The sequence below is a fragment of the Pseudoalteromonas sp. NC201 genome (genome assembly GCF_002850255.1).
GTDB lineage: Bacteria > Pseudomonadota > Gammaproteobacteria > Enterobacterales > Alteromonadaceae > Pseudoalteromonas.
In genome coordinates, this window is sequence record NZ_CP022523.1 from 646,251 (window position 1) to 670,001 (window position 23,751).

Consider the following 23,751-nt stretch of genomic DNA (forward strand, 5'->3'; position numbering starts at 1 on the left):
CAAAAGGAAGCAAAATGACTAATTTAGCCAGCAATGAGGGGATGCCAGAGGCGGGTGATGCATTTAGCCTGAAGCCGCTGATGTTTGAGACATTTGTTTGCACTATGGCTGTGATGGGGTTTACTGCGTTAGCAGGTCCTATTGCCCATGTGATTGGGCTCAAAGCATGGCAAATTGGCGCGGCGATGACAGTTGCTGGAGTTGCTTGGGTTATTATGGCACGGTTCTGGGGAAGCCTTAGTGACCGAAAAGGTCGGCGCCCGGTGATACTCTTTGGGCTTACAGGTTTTGTCATTAGCTATGCATTTTTAGCAGTCTTTATCGACTTTGCGATGCAGACCGCATTAGTGCCCGTGCTTGCATTTTCAGGCATAGTGGTTGGACGTGGATTCGCTGGGATGTTTTATGCTGCGGTACCTGCGACTTGCGCCGCTTTAGTCGCGGATCATGTTGTGCCTAAACAACGCGCGGCAGCGATGGCGGGGATTGGTGCGTCAAGTGCGGCTGGTATGGTGATTGGTCCTGGGTTTGTTGGACTACTTGGGCCTTTTAGCTTAAGTATGCCTTTGTATATTTCCGCAATGTTGCCCCTTATTGCCCTGATTGTTCTTTGGCGGGTACTGCCAAGGTACGAACGACATGCAAAACCCAGCAACAATCGCGTTCGTTTAACGGATGTAAGGCTACGTCGACCTGTTACCGTGGCTTTTATAGCAGCTTTTAGTGTGGCTGTTGCGCAGATCACAGTTGGCTTTTTTATCCTTGATAGGCTTCAGCTTGACCCTGCTGACACTGCACGTGCTGCAGGGATTGCACTTGCGACTGTTGGTGTGGCACTGATTATCGCGCAAGTAGCACTCCAGAAGCTTGAATGGCAGCCTGCGCGGCTAATTCAATTCGGCGGAGTCATCGCTGCCGCTGGATTTGTGTCTGCGATTTTTGCATCAGCGCCTATCTTGCTCTGGGTTTGCTATGGTGTCGCTGGCTTTGGTATGGGATGGATATATCCGTCTGTCTCTGCTTTGGCTGCCAATTCGGTGGAGGCTGATGAGCAAGGCGCGGCTGCCGGAACGATATCAGCGGCGCAAGGACTGGGTATTGTAGTTGGCCCGGTTATTGGAACTGTTATTTATGAAATTGAGATTGGGTTGCCGTATGGGCTAATAGCAGGAATGCTATTATTAGTCGCTCTGATCCCAGCTCGCACTCGCGCTTAATCACTCAAAACTTGGGATAGTAACTTGCTCTTTAGCCGTTGATATCCCTTAGGGTAGCGTCCTTCAACTTCTATATGCCTTGAATACACGCACATAGGTCAGCAGGTGTGCGTATGATAAGAGTTTTAAGATGAAGTGCGGGGCAAAGTCAGAGTGAATTTAGCACCGCCGAGTTCGGAGAACCCAACATGGCAAGTGCCGCGATGCCAAGTGGCGATTTTACGCACGATAGCCAACCCGAGGCCATAACCACCGTTGTCTTTACTGCGACTTTCATCTAAGCGAGAGAAGGGAATAAAAACCGATTCCCACTGAGATTTAGGGATCCCATCGCCATCATCCTCAATATGAAGATAAGCGTTGCTTTTGTCACATTCAAGACTAATTTCGATGTTTGAGCGACCGTACTTATCGGCGTTTTGCACAATATTTTGAATGGCTCGAGAGAGGTAGTGAGCGTTACCTGAGACGATAACCTGCATGCTCTTTTTATTAAGAGTTATTTGTTTATCGGTGAGCTTACGGAGTTTGTTTATCTGGTCGTCGACAAGCGCGCAAAGATCCAGTGGTGTTACCTCAAGTTTATCTACTTCAAATTCAAGCCGTGCGTAGGCTAGCATTTCATCAATCATGGCTTCCATTTCGACCACATCATCCGCCATATCGTTTGCTTGCTCACGGCTTTGCTCTGGTAACATGGCTAAAGCAAATTTGAGTCTGGCAAGTGGGGTTCGCAGGTCGTGAGAAACCGCATTAACGAGTAGTTTTTGATTTTCAATTAGCCTTGCGACTTGAGATGCCAAATCGCGGATCTGCTCGGTTAAATTTGAAATAGCAGAAAACCGGGAATGTCGGGTCGCTTTGGGCAGTTGACCTTGAGTGAGATTTTCGGTGATATACCTCAGTTGCAATAAATCAAGCCACAAGGGCCGTATCCACAGCATAAGTAAAAATGCGAGCACGGCATAAGAAAGCAATTTGATGACCCATTGTTTATTGGCAGCTGAAGCGGCTGGTGCTAATGGCCCTAGCTGCATCAGTAATGTTGAATCAGGTACTTTGAAAGTCAGCCATGCGCTACCTTCATCGTCAAAGCTCGTTAAAATACCACCTTGAACTAAAGTGCGGGCTTGCTCTGGAAGCCAAGCGACATCGTCCATGTTGAGTATTTTCACGGTTTCCGACTCTTGGGGTAAGTTGTGTGAGGAAATACTCGCTTTGAGCGTATTAGCAACTGCTTTTGCGTGTCGTAACTCATCGGGCGCGGAGTGCACCCAATGAGACCAAATAGCTTCGCTCACTTGGTTAATAACGACAATGCTGGTAAACACAGCCAAATAGAGGCTGAGCAATAGTTTTAGCACAAATACACTAGCCCCAAGCAGACTTAGAGCAGAGGTAGCCCTTGCCCCACACGGTAATAAGCCTTGCAGGTTGCTCTAGATTGTCGCCAAGTTTTTTACGTAAACGGCTAATACGTACATCAACGCTTCTATCTAATCCGTCATATTCGCGGCCAACAACATGTTTATAGATATAGTCTCGACTCAGCGTTTCGCCCGCATGGCCTGCCAATGTCTTTAGTAAATCAAATTCATAACTGGTTAGTTCAACTTCGTCACCTGCCAAGTAGACCTTACGGTCCGATTTATCTATTTGTAATTCCCCTAAGGTAATGGAGTCAGACTGAACTTCATCATTTTGTGTGCGTCTTAATAGCGCATTCAAGCGGGCAAGTAGCACATATGGCTCAACGGGCTTGATAATGTAATCATCAGCACCAATTTCAAGTCCTTTTACATGGTCGAAGTCGCTATCTTTGGCGGTAAGAAATAAAACCGGCCCTTTAAAATCACCGCGTGCAGCTTTGCAAATAGAAAAACCATCAAGGCCTGGAAGCATAATATCTAAAATTAAAATATCTGGTTTTTCGGCTTCTATCGCTTTAATGGCGTTAATACCATTGTGTAATTGAACGACTTCAAAGCCATTATGGATTAAGAACTTTGCGGTTAACTCCGCTAGTTTTACATCATCTTCGACAAGTAATACCTTGGCCATTAAAACACACTCCAATCGCTTCTGAGTTTGCGTCTATATTGTTGGTTGACGCTTGTGTGTACTTCAATATTTTGTTTTGCAACAACATTATTTTTAGCATCTTTTAGGGTAAAGAGCATGGACTTTGAGAGGTGGATAATTTGTGTTGATTTTGCCTCCTTGGCCTGCTCCCAGCATTGTAATTTTTGTTTTTCCTGAAATAAACAGAGGTCCATTTTAGCGGGCGATTGCCAAGCAATTTTTGCCGTCATTTCGCAGCGTTGCCCTGCTTGTTTCACCATACATGTAATAGGTTTTATTTCTAATTTAATGCCATTGTTGGGTTTGGTTAAAGCTTTACTTGGTGCGCTGAAAATTATAATTGTGATTAAGTACAGCCTAAAATTCATATTTTCCCCCGACAAAAACCGTCGCGGTATAGCTATCCTCGACTATCGGGCTATCTGTCATTGTGCTATCAAGTTGCTGATATTTAGCGTTAAATTTGAAGGTCCAAGACTCACTTACGGGATAAGAGTAGGCAAAGCTAACATAAGGCTGGAAGCTTGAACTGCCTTTATACCATAGCTCACTATTCGGTGTATCCGCTTTGTCTATGCCGTAGTAATAGTCCACCAGTTGTCGACTTTTCCATTTTAGCCCCGCTTTAATAAACACATAAGTGTTAGGTGAATTATTGAACCTAAAACGATAGCTAACCCCAACATCGGCATTGTAACCTTGATAAGTGTTGGTGATATCGGTGAGCCATGATGCGCTGATTTTTACGCTATCACTTATTATCCAGTGGGCTAAAACGCCGCCATCTATGGCCCATTTTCTCGATTCGATATCGTCTAAGGAGATAGCGGTTTGCTCTGCGGCAAATTCACCGCCAGGTAGCTCATTGCTGGCATCAAACCCCATTTTTTGCACGAATATATTACTCGGGTGAAATTTTTCGAAATAGGCCTGCTCGGTATTAAACGTGCCGATCAAGCTAAGATCAAATTTATCAGTGTAGTGAAAGGTATAGCCCAAAGTCCCATTATCAAGAAAGAGGTGTTCACCGTAATAACTAATATAGGGCACAACAACCAAGGGAATATTTTCACCGTCATGGAGTGGGTTGGAGATCACGCCGCCGCCAAGCGCAATGCCAAATCGCCATTCATCGACTGGCGTACACTCGCTGTCATTGGCGTCACATGGCACCGCTGTGGCATTTACCTGAGTGGTAATCAGCAAGGCTAAGGCCATTAAAAACTTATTCAACTGGAACTCCGATATTGGGGTTGGGCTTCGCACTGTGCTCAACAGCTACTCTCTCTCACCGAAAGTCTGTCAATCACAGCGCAAAATAGCTACTAGTGTAATTTACCAGTCGGCGTACAAATTACCAGAAAGGGTAACATTAAATAACAAAACAAGTTGCGAAGATAACAGAAATTTTAGTGTGAAAGTTTAGGCTTACGTTGGCACTTAACTTACAAGGAAACATATCATGAAATGCAAAATATGGCTCAGTCTTCCGCTTGCCGCTGGTCTTTGTGCATGCGGTGGTAGTAGTGACAACAATGAAGACAAATTACCAGAACTTAACGCCCTTAATAATAGCTCGGCTCCGTTAAAGGCGGCCTCTTCGGCTCAGTTTAGTCAGTTTATCAAAAACGGTATTTTCGTTGCCAGTGGTGGATTGAGTCATGGTGACGATTTGGAAAACCCCTCAACAACGGATAGTGCGCCTTATTCAGGTACTAATCAACTGGTTAATGGGGTGTCAGAGAGTGACCGAGTTAAGTTTGATGGTCGATATTTGTTTATTGCAGGCTCAACGGGTGTCGCATATCAAGACGCAGACAGCAAGACCTTTGTACGGATCTTGGACACCAATGCCAGCGATGTACCAACCCAAGTTAATCAATTAGCGGTGTCAGATTCTGAATTTGCCAGCCAAAATCTTTACCTTCAGGACAATCAGCTCATTAGCGTATTAATGGATCATGAGTATGATTTTGCTGATGATATGTCTGAACTAGATGTGCTCCCCGAGGTGAACTATCAAGGTGTGATTGAACTTGCTTTTAGTGATGTTGCCCTACCAGCGCAAGCTGAGGTGGAAAAGCGTTTTCAAATAGATGGTTCATTGGTGGGGAGTCGGTTGATTGGTGATAAACTTTACGTTATTGCAGATCATACGCTGAGCTATAGTGATTTTAATCCTAATGACAAAGTAGCAAGCTACAATCGCTTAATGGATACTAACATTAACGATTTATTACCCCAATTTAGAAATTTAAAGCAAGGAAGTGTAGCGCCACTGGTTGCCGCAGATGGCTGTTATTTGCCAGCAGATGCTACCGCGCAAGATGGATATAATGGCTTAACAACAGTGACTGAGATTGACATTCGCAATCCTGATGAGGTGAAAACAACTTGCGTCAGCACGCGCACCTTTGGTTTTTATATGTCTGCAACAGCAGTGTATCTTTACAATTACTCGTTTAATGGCAGTGATGGTGATGTCAACACATCAATCTGGGATCCATCAGGCATAGTATTACATAAGTTATTGTTAACGGACGAAGGGGTGACGTACCAAGCAACAGGTGAGGTGGAAGGTCAACTTGCTCGTGTCAGCGAGACGATGGCTGCGACTCGATTTGATGAAAAAGATGGCGTTCTGCGCGTAGTAACGAGTCAGTATGATACAGATATCGGTAATAGCCATAAGTTGTATATGCTCAAACCAGAAGGGAATGAACTCAACACTGTGGCGACGCTACCAAATAGCCAAAATCCAACCCCTATTGGCAAGGTTAATCCGGATACGGGGCTTGTGGATGAAGATATTTATGCGGTTAGATATTTTAACGATACAGCTTATATCGTGACCTTTAGACAAATAGATCCTCTCTACGTTCTGGACTTATCTGACGCATCACAGCCTAAAATCGCGGGAAGTTTAGAGATCCCCGGTTTCTCTTCTTATTTGCACCCTGTTGGTGACGGTTTGCTTCTTGGGGTAGGTCAGCACCTTGGAGACCCTGATGGAAACGTGAAGCCCGGCACCAAAGTGAGTTTGTTTGATGTTGCAAATCCTGCTGAACCCAAGCTATTAAAAGATCATACATTTGCAGGGGGGTTTACACCGCTGGAATATGATTATCGCGCTTTGGCCATGCTAAAAGACAATGCCTCAGTAACTCGGTTCACTTTGCCGATTGTTTACTGGAATACAGAGCAAGTGAATGAAAGTAGTTATAACTGGTATAGCCAAAACTATCTCGCCGCATTTGAAATTATCCACGGTGTGGACTCAACACTCAGTTATCGCGGGTGTAGCCGTGCCGAGGTAGCAACGCCCATAGAGAGTGACAAAGCACTCGGGTATACCGAAGCAGATAGAGGGCTTATTCAGGCTGATAAACTGCTTTATATCCATGGCAACTACGTGTGGCAGAGTAATTGGCAAACGCCTGCTGACAACAGTGGACCACATTAACCTAACTCCCTTTGAATATTAGGTTGTTGTACACTGTTTTGTTGCCAAGCGGTGAACTGTAGCACTGCTTACCACAGCTTCAGAGTTAACGTTACTTTTGCTGAGTCTGTATCAGCGAAACAGTGATTTTGGCCCCGCCCAGCGCGGGGCTTTTTTGAATTACAATGGTACCGCCAAAACGAGTGACTATACGTTGCACAAAGGCTAAGCCAATACCATACCCTGATTGTAATTGAGAACTGTCGCGATAAAATGGTAGTAACACTTTGTCTCGAACCTCGTTACTTATACCTATCCCGTCGTCTTCAATAATAAGCTTAACCTTGTCATTATCGACTCGGGTTTCTAGTGATATTTTAGCGTTGGCATATTTTATCGCGTTAGATAGTAAGTTATTGATTAACATGCGTAAGTACTGACCTTCACCGATTATCCAGCAAGGTTTTGACGAAAGTTTTAGTGTTAAGTCATGATGGTGGGCGTTATTGGCTAACAGGTGAGCCATCGCATTCAAGTCAACAGGCTGAAGTTCCACGTCGTCAAGGCGGTGCTGCAATCTTGCGTAATCTAAAATAGCATCAATCACTTGCTCCATTTCATCAAGGTTTTGGTTAATCCTATTTTCGTACTGTGCCCGCAGCTCATCATCATGAGTTTCAACCAGTGTGTCTAGCCCCATTCTTACCCTTGCAAGTGGCGTACGTAATTCATGAGAAAGTCCGCTGCTTAATAGCTTCATGTCAGTCATTAACCCGGCTATTTGTCGTGCCATTTGATTAAACGCTTGCTCAATATCCTTTAAGTACCATACCGTACCGACTTGCACGCGGGCGTTGAGTTCGCCCTTACCCAGCTGATGTGCGGCATTTTTGAGCTTTAACAGCCTAGCAATAAATGGGGTTAAAAAGGCGACGACAACAATCAGAACGATAGTGTAAAACAACAAGGTCATGAGCAGGCCATATTTAGTCTGGAATTGCTTCGGCATTGTCAAGATATATATATTATCTTGGCTTGTAAGTATGCAAGCGCTTACTGATGATTCGCTTTCGAGGTAAATAAGTCGCTGTTGTGAGAGTGTGCTGCTTAAGCTCGCAGGGAGTGGATAGTCGGCCCTTGGTATAAGTTGAGCGGTTATTGTTTGGTGCAGTGGAAGCGCAGTAATTTGTGACTCAGGTATGTTGTCTTTAGCCATTGCGGCAATAATTGGTGCGGTTGTGCTAAGTGGATCGTAATGCGCTTCATTACTCTCGGAGGATGCGGCGATAAGCTTATCAAACACCTGACCTGTGATAACGCTTGTAAGCGTTAAGATGGTCAGTAAAGCAAACACAAAGCGCCACATTACCACACGTCCTTCGCCAACTGATATCCTTTACCCCATACCGTTTTTATTTTAAATGGGTCTTGGCCATCGTCACCTAGCTTCTTTCTCAAGCGCGAAATACGCAAATCTATAGAGCGGTCAAACCCATCATAATCAAATCCTCTGAGTGCTTTAGTAAGCTCATCTCGGGTAACAATTTGTCCGGCTTTACTGGCAAGTACCCAAAGCGCATCAAACTCATTGCTGGATAAGTTAACTGGCTGCTTTGCAAGGGTAACGTTCCTATCTTCTTTATTAATGTAGAGTGTGCCAAACTCAAGTGTTGCTTTGGGCGCTTGGTGTTGAGGTTGATGACGCCTTAATAGCGCTTTGATACGAGTTTCTAATAACCGGCCTCTTACAGGTTTTTTGAGGTAGTCGTCAGCCCCCATTTCTAAGCCGATAATTTCGTCAATTTCCTCATCCCGTGCGGTGAGCATCAAAATTGGGGTGCTGAGCGACAGACGCAGTTGCTTGCAGACTTCAAAGCCATCTAAACTTGGCAGCATACCATCTAAAATCACCAAGTCGGGGGGAGAGGCTAAAACGTGCTCCAGCCCGTCTTGACCATCATGATATAGCCGCACTGAAAATCCTTTGGTAGATAGGTAATCACTCAGCCACTGGGCCAACTCTTTATCGTCTTCTATTAGGACTAACTCGGCTACCACAACTACTCCTAGAAAAGTCGCCAACGCACGGCGTTACTTTTTTGTTGTTTAAACACCCAAGCATATTGCAGAGCATAGCTTGCGAGAATATCCTTGTTATCTTCTAAGGTAATGAGCAAATCTTTCTCAACTAAAATCTCGCCTTGCCAACTCGCGGTTTTTTGCTGCTGCCAACAAACCAGCTCTTTTTCATCGGCATGGAGACAAAAGTTACCGGTCACAGAGGTTTGCCAGGTCACTGAGAGGTCGATAAAACATTGCTGACCTTGTTCGAGCGCAACACATTGCCCTGGTTTTACGGTCCATACGGGGACTTTAATTTCTTCTTTCGCTTGAGTTTGCATAGCGAGTAGGGCTAAGCCAAATAGTCGTTTTTTCATATTTAGCTCCTTAAAATACGTAGCTAAGTGACAGGCCAATGCTTTCACCGTGCTCAATTCTATCGTTAAAACTGACAATTGCTTTAGTGATAGGGCTATCCATAATACCTGATGCATATTTGGTGTAGCTGACGTGGCCATCGACTATCCAATTTTCTGTTAAAGCGCGTGAAAATCCGAGCTTTACCCCAAGATTAGCCCCACCTTTGGCATCGTAATCTTTAAATGGTGCGCCACCGTAGTAATAATCTAACATGGCTGAGTTTCGGTATTGTGCACCGACTGCGCTATAAAAGTGCCAGTTTTTGTATTGCCAAGGCTTAGAGATCCATAATGAAGCGTAGCGACCATCTGAATAATCTGAGTTAATCACTTTTGGTGCAACAATAGCTCTAATTTGTAAGCCAAATACATTCCCTGTAGCTCTTACCCCAAGATAAGACGAAGTGTTTAGCTCATAGCGAGTCCCGCCAAAACGGTAATTTATTCGCCCATGAGCGGTTGAGAGTAGGGCATCAAATTCCCAATTTTCTGTTTCATAAAACTGATAACCGAGTGCAAGTGCTGGGTCATACTTCTCAGCGCGGCCTGGAAACTCGACAAATAGACCATTACTAAAATAGTAGGCGCCATGTACAGTGGGCGAAAGCGAGGTCTCGGCATTATTGTAAATATCGCTGTTGTAATTGATCCCGTAACCAATGGCCAAATAGCCGTGACCTTCTTTTTTTGCGTCAGTGCTTTTGGCCTGCGCTGCACTTGCGGCCATAAGTGAGGCTGCAATCAATAAATGTGTTTTCATAGCAATTTCTATTAGTTATTAATTTGCTAGTTACTGTAGTGAGTGTAAGCGAGTATAGCTGTATCGACTTTCTGCAAGTTGTATCGAATTGTATCAAGCTTGTTCTGGCCTTCCATAATGGTCTGACATTATGCATGAAAATAAAGGAAGTCGTTACTGTTTGATACATTTTGAAAAAGTCAGAGACAGCATGGCGTACATACCTTAGTTATTGTTTTATCACTTAAACGAAACGAGGTATTTCTCATGAGAACACTAAAACTGGTCACATTATTGTGTGGTGGACTGTCGTTATTTGGCTGTAATGATAGTCAGTCGACGTCTAACCCTAAACCGAGCCCTGTCTCTCCTCCCGTAGCCGAAGTTGATTTTCAAGCGATGCTCGAACAAAGTGTTGAAGCGGGTATCCCTGGTATTGTGCTCTATATTGACTCGCCTACGCTTCAATTTTATGGTGCTGCAGGGTTAGCAGATAAAGAAAATACGATACCCATGACCACGGACGCTAGGATCCCAAATGGCAGTGCGGGTAAAAAAGTAACTGCGCTCTTAATGGCGATGTTGCATGAACAACAGTTATTAGATCTAGATGCACCGATAAGTGACTATTTGTCTCACGAACTTTTACAACAGATAGAAAACAGTGACGAAATGTATGTTCGGCAGTTACTCAATCATACGGCTGGATTATATGATTATCTCAATGATGCTAACGGTGAATTTTTTGCTGCAGTATTACAACAGCCAGACTTAATAAAAACGGACAGCTTTGCACTGCAGTTTGCTCTCAATCAAGACGCCAATTTCAAACCCGGAGCTGCGTGGAAATATTCTAATACTGGGTATTTATTGGCGGGCCTAATTATGGATAAAGTTTTGGGGGAGCATCACTCAAAGGCGATGCGTGAGTATATCTTTGAACCATTTGGCTTAAGTAGTATGAGTTATGGAGGGATCGAAAAGGCGTTTGGTGAAATTGCATCAGGGTACTTTGTTGATGATGAGGGCAATGAAATTAATACGCAACCTTACTATGCCAATATTGGTGTGGCTGATGCACCGATTGTATCGACGGCTAAGGATCTTGGTGACTTATTTAAAATCATGATAACGAGCCCAGATATTCCCGCTAATGTGCGTGAGCAATTGCTAGGAGAATCCGTATGGGTGGATACTGATGTCACCGGACAGCAATACAGCATGGGTATCTTTAGTGAGCACGTCGGAAATGAACCTGTTTATCATCATAACGGTGCTGAGATTGGGTATGCGACGTTAAATTGGTATCTGCCGTCAAAAAACATGGTTATGAGTGCAATTATTAATTGCCAAGGCTACAACCAATGCAATGCAGAGATTGACAAAATCTCAGATAAGTTACGCGATACACTTTTTGGTTTGTAAAGATAAGGGGCTACTCAGTGGTAGCCCCTCGGATCAATGCAGAAGTCTAAAACTGGTATTTTGCTCCAATAAACGCAAAACGGCCAACACCTGAGCCATAGGCGCTATCAAAATTACCTGTACCGCCGACGATGAACGGACCTTTTTCGTCGAACAGGTTATTCACACCACCATAAACAGAGAGAGTGCGGTTATCGCCTAGCTCCATGCTGTAGTTTACCGTTAAGCTATGAGTCGTTACTGATGGCAGTGCACCTTGCCATAGGGGCTCTGGATTGGCTATACAGGTTGTTTCGCCTGTTGCACAGCGTTCATTATTCTTCTCGATAGCAGCTTGCCAGTCTTCATATCTCGAACGGCTGGCTTCCACTGCACCTTTATATTTTGTGCTAAAGCGTACACGCCAGTCATTCTTATACCAAGTTAGTGAAATAGCGCCTTTGTCTTCAAAGATATCGGTGCTGAGGTAGCCTTCATAAAGGTCTTCGTATTGTCCATCAGGACCCGTACTGGTGATTGAGTATTCGATAACATGTGTCCAGTCTGCTTTCACCTTAAAGCTACCGTAGTCGCTAGCGTCATACACATATTCGAGTGCGATGTCGTAACCTTTAGTGCGGATCTCATCGGTATTAATGACACGTTGATTAACTTCATAAATCTGGCCTTCTTCATCGCGTTTAACATCACGACAAAACTCGTTACCGTCACCGAATTCCATTGATGATGCATAACAGAACTTAATGATGTCTTCGTTAGCAAGTGAGCTTACCGCATCATCAATTTGAATGTCGTAGTAATCTAGCGCAATTCTAAAATCCGGTGCAAAGGAAGGCGCTAAAGATAAGCCAATGGTGATAGTATCTGCGGTTTCCTCAAACAGCTCGCTATTTCCTGAATTAGGTGAGTAGCCGTTATTTTCGTCTTCAAAAGTACCTTCAGCGGCGATAGCGGCTTGTATTCCCGCATCTTTGCGGCAGTTGTCGTGGCCTGCATCTGTTGACGTCGCGGTAACACCATCACAGATATCATCAAAGCTATCATAGTCTCCACGAGGTGGTGACATTAGCTCTGTTATTGTTGGAGCTCTCATTGCTCGAGCCCAATTAGCACGAATAGAGTAGCCTTCGATTGGTTCGTAAATGAAACCTGCTTTGTAGCTTTGGATTAATCCCGTATTTGCCCAGCTGTAATCTGCAATACGTGCAGAGACCTCGGCGCTAAGTGACTTGGCCATCGGTGCGTCTTTTAATAGTGGCAGTGACAACTCACCGAAGATTTCACGAACACTCACATCGCCTTCAAATGTGGGCACATAGTTAAATGTTACGCCACCATTTGGCACGTTAGTTGATACGCTCTGCGTGTCTTTTCGATATTCAAAGCCAAATGCCGAGCCAACAGAGCCCGCTGGAAGTTCAAATAAATCACCAGTAATAAAGCCAGAAATAGTCACTTGGTCTATATCAGTCGTAATAGCGGGATTAGCGCGAATATAATCCGCCGCTTCAGGTGTGATCGAGCCTTCGCCGAAAAGGTTGATTGGTACACAGCCTTGGCTACGTGCTTGCTCATCTTTACACTGAACCGTACCATCATCAAGGCGTTCAGCATTTAGCGCTTGTTTGACTCGTGCAACGTAAATTTCGTTACTGCGGGTTTGCTCTTGCTTAAATTTGCCGTAGCCAACAGAAACGTCCCACTCCCAGTCATTCCAAATATAACCACGTAACCCACCCCAAGATCTGATAGTTGTTCTCTCATTACTAGTGATTATATTTCCCACTTCGGTGAATAGCCGATCCCACTTCACGCCTTTGGAGCTAGCCTCTGCACGAATTGCTTCTGGCATATAGGGGTTATCATACGGAATCCGACCCATACAGTCTGAGCCAAATTGACTGCTATTTGGATCATAGGTAACAATCGCATCACATTCATCCTCGCTTTCAGGCGACTTTACGTTGCGCGAGGTATTTCGGCTGTATTGCATTTGAAAGTAAGCTTCAGTACCCGAGTCAAACTCATACTCTGTTTTTACTGCCGCAGAGAGGTCTTTGTCCGGTACTCTCAACATAGTGAACTGGTTGATGTGGATACCATGGAGCTCTTCTTGCCAATCGTCGCGTAAGGTTGTGCCATCATACCAAAAACCTGAGTTTGGCTTAGTGCTACTTGACTCATCAAATACACCACCAGGGATAGAGTCGCTCAAACTAGTCCATTGTGATTTATCAATATCTTTCATGCAACGGTAAGCGCTTTTGGTATCTGGATCGTAGTTTGCTGTGAGCATTACATTGCACATACGATCATCATCATAATCCCAGCTATCTTGTTGCTGAGCACGTTTCCTGTCCCAGTAGCTCAATCCTTTTTCTTCGTCGTATGAGGTACTAATGAAAAGGTAGCCTCTGCCATCATGGTAAGTTGTGCCGTAGTCCGCACTTATTGTGTATTCCTGAGCGCCACCTTCGGTACTTTCACCGCCTCGGGCACTAAATGTTGCCCCTTCCTGGTCTTGTTGAGTAATAATATTAACGACACCTGCAATGGCATCGGAGCCATACGCTGCAGAAGCGCCTCCAGTGATAATTTCAACTCGCTCAACCATACCTTTAGGGATGGTTGATAGGCTGACATAGTTACCCGAATAGCTGTTGGATACGACTCTTCTTCCGTCGATCAAAGTCAGTGTTCGGCTAACACCCAATTCGCGCAAGTCGATAGTTGAAAGTCCGGTATTTTGCACACTGCTTTGCGAGTTACCATTACCGGTCCCCTCACTCACTTGGGGCATTTCTTCAAAAAGAATATCTGAAAGCGAACCTAAACCTGCATCATTTAGCGACTCGGCTCCCATTGTGGCGATAGGGGTTGACACTGAAAAGCTATCACGTTTGATGCGAGAACCGGTGACGACGATCTTTTCTAGTGATTTATCTTCATTTTGTGCTTTAACTACCGCATTATTTTGTTCAACTTGCTGACGGTCGATTTGTTGCTCTTCGGCAGTTGCCATATTGCTGCAGGCGAGCGCGATAGATAGGGCGAGTAATTTAATATTATTGTTAGGTGACACGGGAGTCCCTCTTTTTTAATTTCTGATTGTTGTTTATTTTTGGGGCTTGAAGAAAGAAGTACGTATCTTATTGTGCTGATTAAACTACAAAAAACTACGGCTTCTCATTTTACCCATTGTGACTATCGCTAATGTTCACGCAATAAATTCGACATCTATTCTTTGACGTTTTTATCTCTATTTAATATCTATTGAAAAATAAGCATTAAATTCAATTGTTTATATTGTTTTTTGAGGGTGGAAGTGAATTTCTATCATGATGTTTATCGCGTTAATTTTGTCTTTTGGTCGCTAATTTAGGTATGATTTACATCGTGTTTACTCATGGTTGGAAAAATGCAGCACAGCGCGACTTATCAGTTACTACATGTCAATATTGATCCGGTTGGACATATACTATCCAGTAAAGGACAGGTATGTTGCGTGCAACCAAAATTTATTGAAGTGCTGACGGTACTAGCGCGTGCTTATCCGAACGTTGTTGCGAGAGAAGAAATAATAAAAGAGGTTTGGGGAGGGAATCTATTTGTTGGAGAGAAAGCACTTACCAATGCCATTTGGCATCTTCGCAAAACTTTCAAAGCACTGAGTAGCGCCAGCGAAGATGGGAGTGACAAGGAAGATTACGAAATAATAGAAACGATAAGAAAGTCTGGATATAGATTAAAGATTGAACCCATTTTTATAGAAGCCTGCGATACACCCACTAAGCAAAGCTCGACTTTATCGACGCAAGCAGTTGGTGTTGTGGCAATATTATTGATTGTATTTATTGCCTTTCTTTATTTTCAAGTTTTCCAGCCTAAGCAACAACTTGAAGAAGTAACAGACTTTCCAGGTCGTGAGTTATTTCCTAGCACCTCTCCGGATGAACGATACTTGGCATTTGCATGGCGTAAGTTTGGGAGCCATGCAGGGTTATATTTAAAGAACTTACTGAAACCAGAAGCCCCTCTTAAGGCGCTAACTGATGGTCCTGAAAATGCATCCGTGTCAGTATGGAGCCGAGATAATCAAACCTTATTTTATATAGAGAAACATGCAGGGAAATGTACCATCAAGTCGTTACATGTAGTGACGGGTAAAAAGTCAAAAATAGCAAACTGTGTTGCAGACATAACAACCGTTTTAACTTATTCTGCAGAGAAAAACCTCCTTGGATTTATCGCCAAGCAGCCAGCTGGTAACCCAAAAGTAACCTTATTGAATTTAAATGATAAAACAGCAACTGAGTTGGGCTGTGAGTTAGATTGTCAGGGGAGTGAGCTTGAGAGCATAGCTCTTTCACCCGACGCCAAGCGAATAGTGATTAGTCGAAACCTACCCAATGGGCTTGAGAATTTATATTTAAAAAGTCTAGAGACTGGGAAGGAAATTACTCTACTAAGCGGGCATGACGATTTACGGGGAATAAGCTGGCATCCAACTGATGATTATTTAGTTGTATCCTCGATTGAACATGGTGCTCGTACGGCATATAAACTGGCGCTCGATGGTAAAGTGTTAGGGACGCTACCATTTGATGGCCTAAGTTACCCAAGCTTTAGTCGTTCTGGATATTTGTATTTTCATGATTGGAATATTAATACCTCCATTATGAAGCTTGACCTTAATGCGCAAGTTGCCAGTTCACCCTTTCCACTACTACAGTCACAAACTAGTTTTCGTTATCCCAGTTACTCATCGGTATCGGAGCGTTTACTTTTCGTGTCCAATCAATCAGGATTTGATGAAATCTGGGTTTCTAATTTGGAAGGTGATCAACGAAAACAGCTGACTGCGCTGGGACTACAGGCAATGCATCCTGCTTGGTCCCCGGATGGTACTAAAGCGATTTTCACGACAAAGTCACATAAAGGAAGTCAACTTCAACTTTTGGACATGGTTACTCAACAAGTGACACGGTTAGAAACAGGGCTTAAATATCACGGTAAACCCAGTTGGTCTCAAGATGGCAGCTCAATTTATATTTCTGATGGTAATAATGTATTTCGCGTTTTTGTTGATTCAAAAAGCGAACCAGTGAAGTTAACGGCGGGCACCACCGTAGTTGAACATAATGGGGTGTTGTATGTATATAAAAGCGAACCGCAAGAAATGTGGCGTATGGAGATTACAACTGGAGACAAAACGCTTTTATTTAAAAATGCACATTTGGCCTCAAGTGCAAGTTGGTCTGTTTCTGATTCAGGGCTCTATTATTTGTATGTTCAGCGTGGTGATTTTCGTATTAGCTATTTTGACTTTGCCAATAATGCGCACAAAGATATTATCCGAGTTCCAGAGCGCAGCTTTAGCCGAAGTCGCGGTCTTACATACATAGCAGAAAAACAATGGCTGCTATTTACCGGTTATGAAATCCCGCAAGTGGATATAAAACGAATCCAAATGTAGCACTAATAGTGACTTTTGGTTAAGTAACAAAATATAGGCATTTAGCCCTAATTTTAAGGACGTAAACAATGATTGAAGTTGGAAAAAAATTACCACATGCAGAGCTGAGCGAGCTCACCTCTGACGGTATGATTCATCATGAAGTAACGACACTTTTTTCAGGTAAGAAAGTTGTACTTTTCGCAGTTCCTGGTGCCTTTACACCAACTTGCTCAGCATCTCATTTACCTGGTTTTGTCGTGAATGCAGATAAGTTTGTTGAAAAAGGTGTTGATATTATCGCATGTATATCAGTAAACGATGCCTTCGTAATGAAAGCTTGGGGTGATGCACAAAATGCAGAAGCAATTATGATGCTTGGAGACGGCGATGCAAGCTTTACCAAGGCGTTGGGGCTCGAAATGGATACCGCAGCATTTGGCGGTGTGCGTTCGCAGCGTTACGCTATGATTATTGAAGATGGTGTTGTGACAAAGCTCAATGTAGAACAACCTAAGCAATTTGAAGTAAGTAAGGCTGAAGTCATTTTAGACGCGCTGTGATTGCAAAATTTAAAAGCTAGAGTCAAACAGCGAAGCAATCAGCCTGCAATCTGTAAATGATGCTTTAAAACTATATGCTCTAAGGTTGAAGCCAATTGTTTCATGACTCTTGCAACAACATTACCTTGTTTATATCACCAGATAAACCCCATGATATATGATGTTGGTAATCCAAACCTCAGGTTAAACACACTCCATAAATGGAAGAGTACGATATGAGGCAAAATGAAATTGGTTTAGTTATCGGAGAGTTTTCTGCAATGTCAGAGGTCGATAAGTGATGGGAAAGTCGGTTCATAATTTTGATGAGTGTGGTTACGTTCTAAAACCCAAGTTTATATCCTCCACTGAGCTTAATAAGATAAAGCAGGTTGTTTTAGCATTCCATCGAGCCTGGCAGAATGATAATAGTGACTTTTATCAAAATAAGGCAGTCAATTCTGCTTATCTTACCGCACCAAAGTATCTAGACGAACAGCAAAGGCTTGTCCTTTTTAAATTTATTGCCTCTGCTTCACTCTTTAAGCTCGCGTCAACGATATTCACGCGTGAGTTTGGGTTTATGAATACTCAACTATTCTTTAATCCCGTGAATGCAAGCCAACTAAATTATTGGCATCGAGATCCTCAATATCATTTAACCATTGAGGAGCAAAAACAAGCATTGTTGTTGGGGCCTGAAGTTGTTCATTTTCGGTTAGCATTGGAAGATGAACCAGGAATAGAGCTGATCCCGGGTACTCATAAACGTTGGGACTTACCTCAAGAGCTAAATGTCAGGTTAGAACAGGCAGGGTATCGAAACCATAACAATCTACCTAACAGTGAGGTTATAGCGCTAAAGGCCGGAGATCTTCTTGTATTTTCAGCCAATATGATACATCGAGGTGTGTATGGAAAAAATCGTTTAGCATTGGATGTGTTGCTATGTGAGAAGCACCCAGAACTAATGACTTTTATGAGAAATGATTGCCTGCCAAATAGTATGCAGCTTGCTGAAGTAGATTACCCCAATTTATTTTCTGAGTTTGGTAAATAAAAATGAAGCTTTATATGAATGCAAAGCTTCATTTTTATCCATTGACACTATCTAGAACGATTTCCAGTTCCATACAAAGCTTGTGCGCATTCGTTAGTGTCTTTCCAAGTTCCATCTTTGTATAAAACTCGGGTTACGCAAGCTCTAGCATCTCTGAAACTACTCGAGTCTCTACCGTTATCTTTAAACTGACAGTATTGTGTTGTACCACAATCCCAAACGCCTGTAGCGGACGCACTGTAGTTCCATCTAACCTGCTCAATCGGTTTTGTCGATTGAAAACGGAAGCTTACAGTAGGCTTTGGTGACATAACATCATGAGTTACACACATATCTTGCCACTCTTGTGGGGTACTCGTAGGGCTAATTACACATTGTACACTTTCTGAGCTTGAGGCGTGGCCTGAAAAGACAGAAGTCGTGAGAAATACCAAGGCTGATATTGAAAATTTCATACGCATAACCCCTTAGAATGGATTGCTTGACTGCTTTGAGTAATGCCCATTAGCGCAATGGTTTGTATTTTCCCACGTCCCATCTTTATAAAGTACTTTTGTTACACAGGCCGAAGCATTGTAGAACAAATCGTTATTTTGTCTGCCATTATCGCGGAAGCTACAGTATGTACTGCTACCACAGTTCCAGCTCCCTGTAGCGGATGCACTATATGACCAAACCACATCTGCAACATCTTTGTCTGCGATGAATCTAAATGCAACGGAGGGACGGTCTGTGTTAGCCATCGCTGAACAGAAGTCGGGTTCAAAAAACTGTTGTGTACTAGTTCCACCGATCAGGCACTCAACGTGTGCTGCTTCAGCTTGCTGTGAGTAGGTAGTTGTAGCGAGTAAAAGTAGTGTGCTTGAAATTATCGTTTTTTTCATTTTTATATTCCTTATAATTCAAATTATTATTGGTTTGTGATGAGCTCTAGAACCTAGAACCTAAGTTATAAATCGCAGTTGCGCATTCGTTCATACTTTTCCATGTGCCATCTTTGTAAAGTACTCTGGTGACACACGCTGTTGCATCTCTCAAAGGTGAGCTGTCGAGCCCATCATCATAAAAAACACACTCAGTGCTTGGACCACAGTCCCATCTACCAGATAATGGTGTGCTGAAACGCCACGTCACATGCTCTACAGGTTTGGATGGTTCAAATTGAAAGCTTACGTAGGGTCTCGAGGATGTTACTCTTTGGCTCCCACAAAAATCGGGTTTCATTTCCTGAGGGGTGCTAGTAGGGCTTACAGCGCACAGCACTTGATCTGCTAGTGCATTAGTCGAACAAATTGCTAATCCGAATAGAGCGGAAGTAAGTAATAACTGTTTTATCATTTTTTCTCTCCTTGTTTTTGTTTTGTTACATTTATTTTATTTTGTGTGCGATTGTCAATTTAACTTTAATTACATAAATTTGATTGGGTTGGTTTTTGTACTGAAAAGCGGGACTTTAGATTGAAAAATAGCCAGTTTAAAGATGGAGATAAATTTTATTGTGCTTCTTATTTAAATAGTAAATGATTGTAAATGGTCAAAGTTTTTTAACGATCAAGAGATGGCCTTAATGAAAGTGATTAGCTCGGGTTACTAATACTTGCCAAGCAAACAGCTTTAGTGCGTTTACTTTCAACTGCTCGTTTACTGTATGTAATGTGATTGTATCGATTTCTCTGATTTAAATATCAGTATGCTAGGCGTTTTCTAAGTGCTCTGGCTAGACAAAGATAAATTATGGGCCCGTTGCGTAGGCCCATATTTGAATTAAGCTGACGTTAGAAGTCGCATTCGTAGGATTGGGTAAGGCTTTCCCATATCGTCAGTTGGTGAGCGCTCATACACTTCAAAACCTTTAGCTTCATAAAAGCCGACGGCTTCGGGGTTTTGCTCATTGACATCGACGAACTGCACATTTTGTGTTTCAAGCGCAAAGCGAAGTAACTCAGTACCGACACCTTGTCCTCTGCTCTTATCGAGTACAAATAACATTTCGATTTTTCGGTCATGTACACCGATAAAACCGACAATATTCGAGTCGCTATTTTTTACACAGTGCAGCGTAACGTTTGGAAATGCCTGTTCAATAATAATAGGTTTAAAATAAGCGATATCCGCCTCAGTGATAAAATCATGAGTGGCTCGCACAGAGTCTTCCCAAACAGCCAGTAGTTCTTGGTGATCGCTTGGTGTAACTGGACTTATCATCATTTTTCCTTTTGTCTAATAAAACAGTCCAAATGGGTAAAGCGATAAACAAAAGGAGGACTAACCAGCGGGACGAGCATAACATACCCGATGCATGAAGGGTACAACGGGTATATTCAGATAAATTACTTGTATGTGGTTGTGTAGATAGTGCGCCCTTAACTATTCATCTAGTTGAAAAAATGCAACTTGATCGGTAAGTAGTTTGGCTTGATTTTCCATATTTCTACCTGAACGAGATGTTGTTTCAACCAGAGTAACGTTCTGCTGAGTAATATTATCCATTTGCGCGATGGTGGTGGAAACCGCAGCTATCCCTTCAGCTTGCTCTTTCCCAGCGTTATCTATGTCAGCCACCATTTTGCTCACCTCGGCAATTGATTGCATTAGCTCATCGAAAGTCGTGCCAGACTCGTATACAAGTTTGCTGCCTTGCGCCACAGCATCAACGCTATTTTTGATCAATGCTTTGATTTCACGTGCCGCTGATGCACTACGTTGAGCAAGGTTTCTTACCTCTCCGGCAACCACGGCAAATCCGCGTCCAGCCTCACCAGCCCGGGCTGCTTCAACGGAAGCATTGAGTGCTAAGAGGTTGGTTTGGAAAGCGATTTCGTCAATGACACTGATAATGTCAGAGATTTTCGTGCTGTAAGATTCGATTTTACCTACTGCTGAAATGGCATCATCAATCGATACTTTACCTGAGTGTGCTTTTTCTCTAACAATAGTCGCTTTCTCTGCGGCATTACTTGCGCTACTCGCATTCTTTTTAACCGTAGCGGTAAGCTCTTCCATAGTTGCGGCGGTTTCTTCTAAGCTCGCCGCTTGATTTTCAATGCGGCTATTGAGTTCTTCGTTGTTATTCGCGATTTGTTTAGCCACATCAAACACTTGCTCTGCACCATTGTTTATGGTGTTGACTAAGTCGCTTAATTTATCGAATAAGCCGTTCATCGCTTGTTGCAGCACCGAAAACTCGCCACCTAAGTGGTGGGTGATCCTATGTCTTAAATCGCCTTGCTCCATTGCCAAGATAGCATTTTTAATATGTTCAACCGCTTGTTTTTGTTCTGTGATATCCGTTGCATATTTAACGACTTTAAAGGGACGGCCTTGTTGATCGAGGATAGGGTTATAAGACGCTTGGATCCATACCTCTCGACCTTGTTTTGCCAATCTTAAGTATTGTCCTGAGTCGAACTCACCTCGGTTGAGCTTTTGCCAAAATTGCTGGTATTCAGAGCTAGTGGCCTGTTCGTGTGTAGCAAAAATACGGTGATGTTTACCTTTGATTTCGTCAAGTGAGTACCCCATCGTATCTAGGAATGACTCATTGGCCCATAAAATAGTACCATCCATTGCAAACTCAATGACGGCTTGTGACTTACGAATGGCTTGAAGCTGACCATCAAAATCAGCAGCAGTGGCCTTTTGCTCGGTAATGTCCGTTGCGAACTTAACGACTTTTATCGGCTTGCCTTGCTCGTCTAAAATTGGGTTGTAGGTGGCACTAATCCAGATTGCTTTGCCACCTTTGCCGAAACGGTGAAACTCTCCGGCTTCAAATTGGCCCTGTTTTAAACGCTGCCAGAATGCTTTGTATTCACTGCTTTGCGCGTAAAAGCTGTCGACGAACATGCTGTGATGCTTGCCAATGATTTCTTCTTTCTTGTAGCCCATAACAGACAGGAAGTTTTCATTTGCTTTTAAAATATTACCTTGCAAATCAAACTCGATAACAGCTTGCGAGCGATTGATGGCTTTGAGTTGTCCGGCAAAGTCGAAAGACGCCAGTTTTGCTTGAGTAATATCCGAGGCATATTTGACGATTTTGTCCAACTGGCCATTTTCGTCATAGATGGGAGTATAGGTTGCTTGGATCCACAGAGTGTTTCCTGATTTGGTTAGACGTTTAAACTCACCTGATTGATGTTTACCTTGTCGTAAAGCGTGCCAAAAGTCTTGATATTCGCTGCTCTCAGCTTCTTCTTGTGCCACAAAGAGTCGATGGTGTTGACCTTGTATTTCACTTAATGTGTAGCCAACCGCATTTAAAAATAGCCTGTTTGCAGTCTTTACGTTGCCGTAAGGGTCAAACTCAATAACGGCTTGAGTTTGTTTGATGGCATCAACTTGCCCTTGAAAGTCAGCGGCTTTTGATTTTTGTGCGGTGATATCTGAGGCATATTTTACGACTTTAATAGGTCTATTGTGTTCATCAAAAATAGGGTTATAGGTGGCTTGGATCCATATCGTTTTACCCGATTTTGTTTGCCTTGCGAATTCACCTTCAAAAAATTCGCCATTATTTAAGCGTTGCCAAAATGCTTGATATTCCTCACTGGCTGCGTAGTCATCCTTAACAAACAGACTGTGATGCTTGTCTTGTATTTCTTCTAAGCTGTATCCCATAACGGACAAAAAGTTGTCATTCGCGCTCAGCACTTTACCGTGCATGTCGAACTCAATAATCGCAAAGGACGCTGATAAAGCTTGTAAATTTGCACTCATGTTGGCAATGTTGGTGAGGTAATGACCGATGTCATTCGCAATAACTAAAATTCTGCCTTCTTGAGTGCGTGACAGCTCAAGTAATAACTTCTTCGGTTTGTTGTCATTCGCTGTATTGAGAGAGAGCTCAACCTTTGCATGTGCTTGGTGCTCAAGTTTAGCGAGTCCACGCTTAAGTACGGCGGCATCGGTTGAGGTGTGACATATAAAAGCGAGTGACTTCAGCTCGTGGCTAACTGGGTATCCGAGTAAACGGTTAAAGGCCGAACTTACCTGAAAAATATCTGTTTGATAATCGACTTCCAAGTAAGGGGTTGTTGCCTTAAAGTGTTGAAATAGCGCTGTATCTTGTCCATCTTGCTTTTTTGCTTTTCCCAAGCCAAACGTAATCATATATAAGCCACCCGTAGCGGTAAATTTTAACAATATTAACTATAGTAAAGTTGCTTAGGTCCGCCACAAAATAGCCGCAAAACAAGCATATAATCGTGTGACTTAAAGCAAATTACCATCACGGATAATAAGGGTATAGCCGTAACTCAAATGTCTTGGTAAAATCTTCGCCAATTTTTATAAAAACGAGCATTAAG

Annotated in this window: 19 protein-coding genes; 6 read left to right on the forward strand and 13 right to left on the reverse strand. The window is 43.1% G+C overall.

Features of this window, described 5'->3' with window-relative positions:
- Positions 1–14 precede the first annotated feature (14 nt).
- Positions 15–1,217: an MFS transporter gene (locus PNC201_RS20655; RefSeq protein WP_233525257.1), complete on the forward strand. Its 1,203-nt coding sequence runs from the start codon at positions 15–17 to the stop codon at positions 1,215–1,217.
- Positions 1,218–1,342: 125 nt separating this feature from the next.
- On the opposite strand, the gene PNC201_RS20660 is transcribed toward PNC201_RS20655, so the two are convergent.
- The 4 genes from PNC201_RS20660 to PNC201_RS20675 are packed head-to-tail and all read right to left on the reverse strand — an operon-like array spanning position 1,343 to position 4,532.
- The gene (locus PNC201_RS20660) at positions 1,343–2,581 is read right to left on the reverse strand and encodes an ATP-binding protein (protein WP_102058267.1); all 1,239 of its coding nucleotides are present in this window, start codon (positions 2,579–2,581) and stop codon (positions 1,343–1,345) included.
- 7 nt (positions 2,582–2,588) lie between these two features.
- Positions 2,589–3,278 carry a response regulator gene (locus PNC201_RS20665; RefSeq protein WP_010603913.1) on the reverse strand — a complete coding sequence of 230 codons (690 nt, stop codon included), beginning with the start codon at positions 3,276–3,278 and terminating at the stop codon, positions 2,589–2,591.
- Complete coding sequence (locus tag PNC201_RS20670; protein ID WP_227388036.1) at positions 3,278–3,682, reverse strand: DUF3019 domain-containing protein; 405 nt, start codon at positions 3,680–3,682, stop codon at positions 3,278–3,280. Before PNC201_RS20670 ends, PNC201_RS20665 begins: the two co-directional genes overlap by 1 nt.
- Positions 3,657–4,532 carry a MipA/OmpV family protein gene (locus tag PNC201_RS20675; protein ID WP_233525258.1) on the reverse strand — a complete coding sequence of 292 codons (876 nt, stop codon included), beginning with the start codon at positions 4,530–4,532 and terminating at the stop codon, positions 3,657–3,659. Before PNC201_RS20675 ends, PNC201_RS20670 begins: the two co-directional genes overlap by 26 nt.
- 229 nt (positions 4,533–4,761) lie before the next feature.
- Between PNC201_RS20675 and PNC201_RS20680 the strand changes: the two genes are divergently transcribed.
- A complete protein-coding gene (locus PNC201_RS20680) occupies positions 4,762–6,762 on the forward strand; it encodes a beta-propeller domain-containing protein (RefSeq protein ID WP_102058269.1) in 2,001 nt (666 codons plus the stop codon).
- A 91-nt stretch (positions 6,763–6,853) separates the two neighbouring features.
- Here PNC201_RS20680 and PNC201_RS20685 read toward each other — a convergent pair whose 3' ends face one another.
- The 4 genes from PNC201_RS20685 to PNC201_RS20700 are packed head-to-tail and all read right to left on the reverse strand — an operon-like array spanning position 6,854 to position 9,981.
- A complete protein-coding gene (locus PNC201_RS20685) occupies positions 6,854–8,107 on the reverse strand; it encodes a sensor histidine kinase (protein ID WP_102058270.1) in 1,254 nt (417 codons plus the stop codon).
- Positions 8,107–8,799, reverse strand: coding sequence for a response regulator transcription factor (locus PNC201_RS20690; protein WP_102058271.1), 693 nt, complete (start codon positions 8,797–8,799; stop codon positions 8,107–8,109). Before PNC201_RS20690 ends, PNC201_RS20685 begins: the two co-directional genes overlap by 1 nt.
- 8 nt (positions 8,800–8,807) lie before the next feature.
- Positions 8,808–9,179: a DUF3019 domain-containing protein gene (locus PNC201_RS20695; RefSeq protein WP_102058272.1), complete on the reverse strand. Its 372-nt coding sequence runs from the start codon at positions 9,177–9,179 to the stop codon at positions 8,808–8,810.
- A gap of 10 nt (positions 9,180–9,189) precedes the next feature.
- A complete protein-coding gene (locus PNC201_RS20700; protein ID WP_010603906.1) occupies positions 9,190–9,981 on the reverse strand; it encodes a MipA/OmpV family protein in 792 nt (263 codons plus the stop codon).
- 246 nt (positions 9,982–10,227) lie between these two features.
- Between PNC201_RS20700 and PNC201_RS20705 the strand changes: the two genes are divergently transcribed.
- On the forward strand, positions 10,228–11,385 hold the full coding sequence (locus PNC201_RS20705) for a serine hydrolase domain-containing protein (RefSeq protein ID WP_102058273.1): 1,158 nt from the start codon (positions 10,228–10,230) through the stop codon (positions 11,383–11,385).
- Positions 11,386–11,431: 46 nt separating this feature from the next.
- Here PNC201_RS20705 and PNC201_RS20710 read toward each other — a convergent pair whose 3' ends face one another.
- On the reverse strand, positions 11,432–14,467 hold the full coding sequence (locus tag PNC201_RS20710; protein ID WP_102058274.1) for a TonB-dependent receptor domain-containing protein: 3,036 nt from the start codon (positions 14,465–14,467) through the stop codon (positions 11,432–11,434).
- A gap of 336 nt (positions 14,468–14,803) precedes the next feature.
- On the opposite strand from PNC201_RS20710, the gene PNC201_RS20715 reads away from it, so the two are divergent.
- The 3 genes from PNC201_RS20715 to PNC201_RS20725 all read left to right on the forward strand — a co-directional run bounded on the left by PNC201_RS20715 (position 14,804) and on the right by PNC201_RS20725 (position 18,442).
- Positions 14,804–16,861 (forward strand): winged helix-turn-helix domain-containing protein, encoded by a 2,058-nt coding sequence (locus tag PNC201_RS20715; RefSeq protein WP_233525259.1) that lies wholly within the window; start codon positions 14,804–14,806, stop codon positions 16,859–16,861.
- Between the two features lie 68 nt (positions 16,862–16,929).
- A complete protein-coding gene (locus PNC201_RS20720) occupies positions 16,930–17,403 on the forward strand; it encodes a peroxiredoxin (RefSeq protein ID WP_102058276.1) in 474 nt (157 codons plus the stop codon).
- A gap of 280 nt (positions 17,404–17,683) precedes the next feature.
- Positions 17,684–18,442, forward strand: coding sequence for a phytanoyl-CoA dioxygenase family protein (locus PNC201_RS20725; RefSeq protein ID WP_102058277.1), 759 nt, complete (start codon positions 17,684–17,686; stop codon positions 18,440–18,442).
- Between the two features lie 47 nt (positions 18,443–18,489).
- On the opposite strand, the gene PNC201_RS23330 is transcribed toward PNC201_RS20725, so the two are convergent.
- The 4 genes from PNC201_RS23330 to PNC201_RS20745 form a co-directional block, all read right to left on the reverse strand.
- Positions 18,490–18,897, reverse strand: coding sequence for a hypothetical protein (locus PNC201_RS23330; RefSeq protein ID WP_157782766.1), 408 nt, complete (start codon positions 18,895–18,897; stop codon positions 18,490–18,492).
- A 12-nt stretch (positions 18,898–18,909) separates the two neighbouring features.
- The gene (locus tag PNC201_RS20730; protein WP_010603900.1) at positions 18,910–19,326 is read right to left on the reverse strand and encodes a hypothetical protein; all 417 of its coding nucleotides are present in this window, start codon (positions 19,324–19,326) and stop codon (positions 18,910–18,912) included.
- Between the two features lie 880 nt (positions 19,327–20,206).
- Positions 20,207–20,650: a GNAT family N-acetyltransferase gene (locus tag PNC201_RS20740; RefSeq protein ID WP_199539708.1), complete on the reverse strand. Its 444-nt coding sequence runs from the start codon at positions 20,648–20,650 to the stop codon at positions 20,207–20,209.
- A gap of 159 nt (positions 20,651–20,809) precedes the next feature.
- Positions 20,810–23,554 (reverse strand): methyl-accepting chemotaxis protein, encoded by a 2,745-nt coding sequence (locus PNC201_RS20745; protein ID WP_102058622.1) that lies wholly within the window; start codon positions 23,552–23,554, stop codon positions 20,810–20,812.
- Between the last annotated feature and the right edge of the window lie 197 nt (positions 23,555–23,751).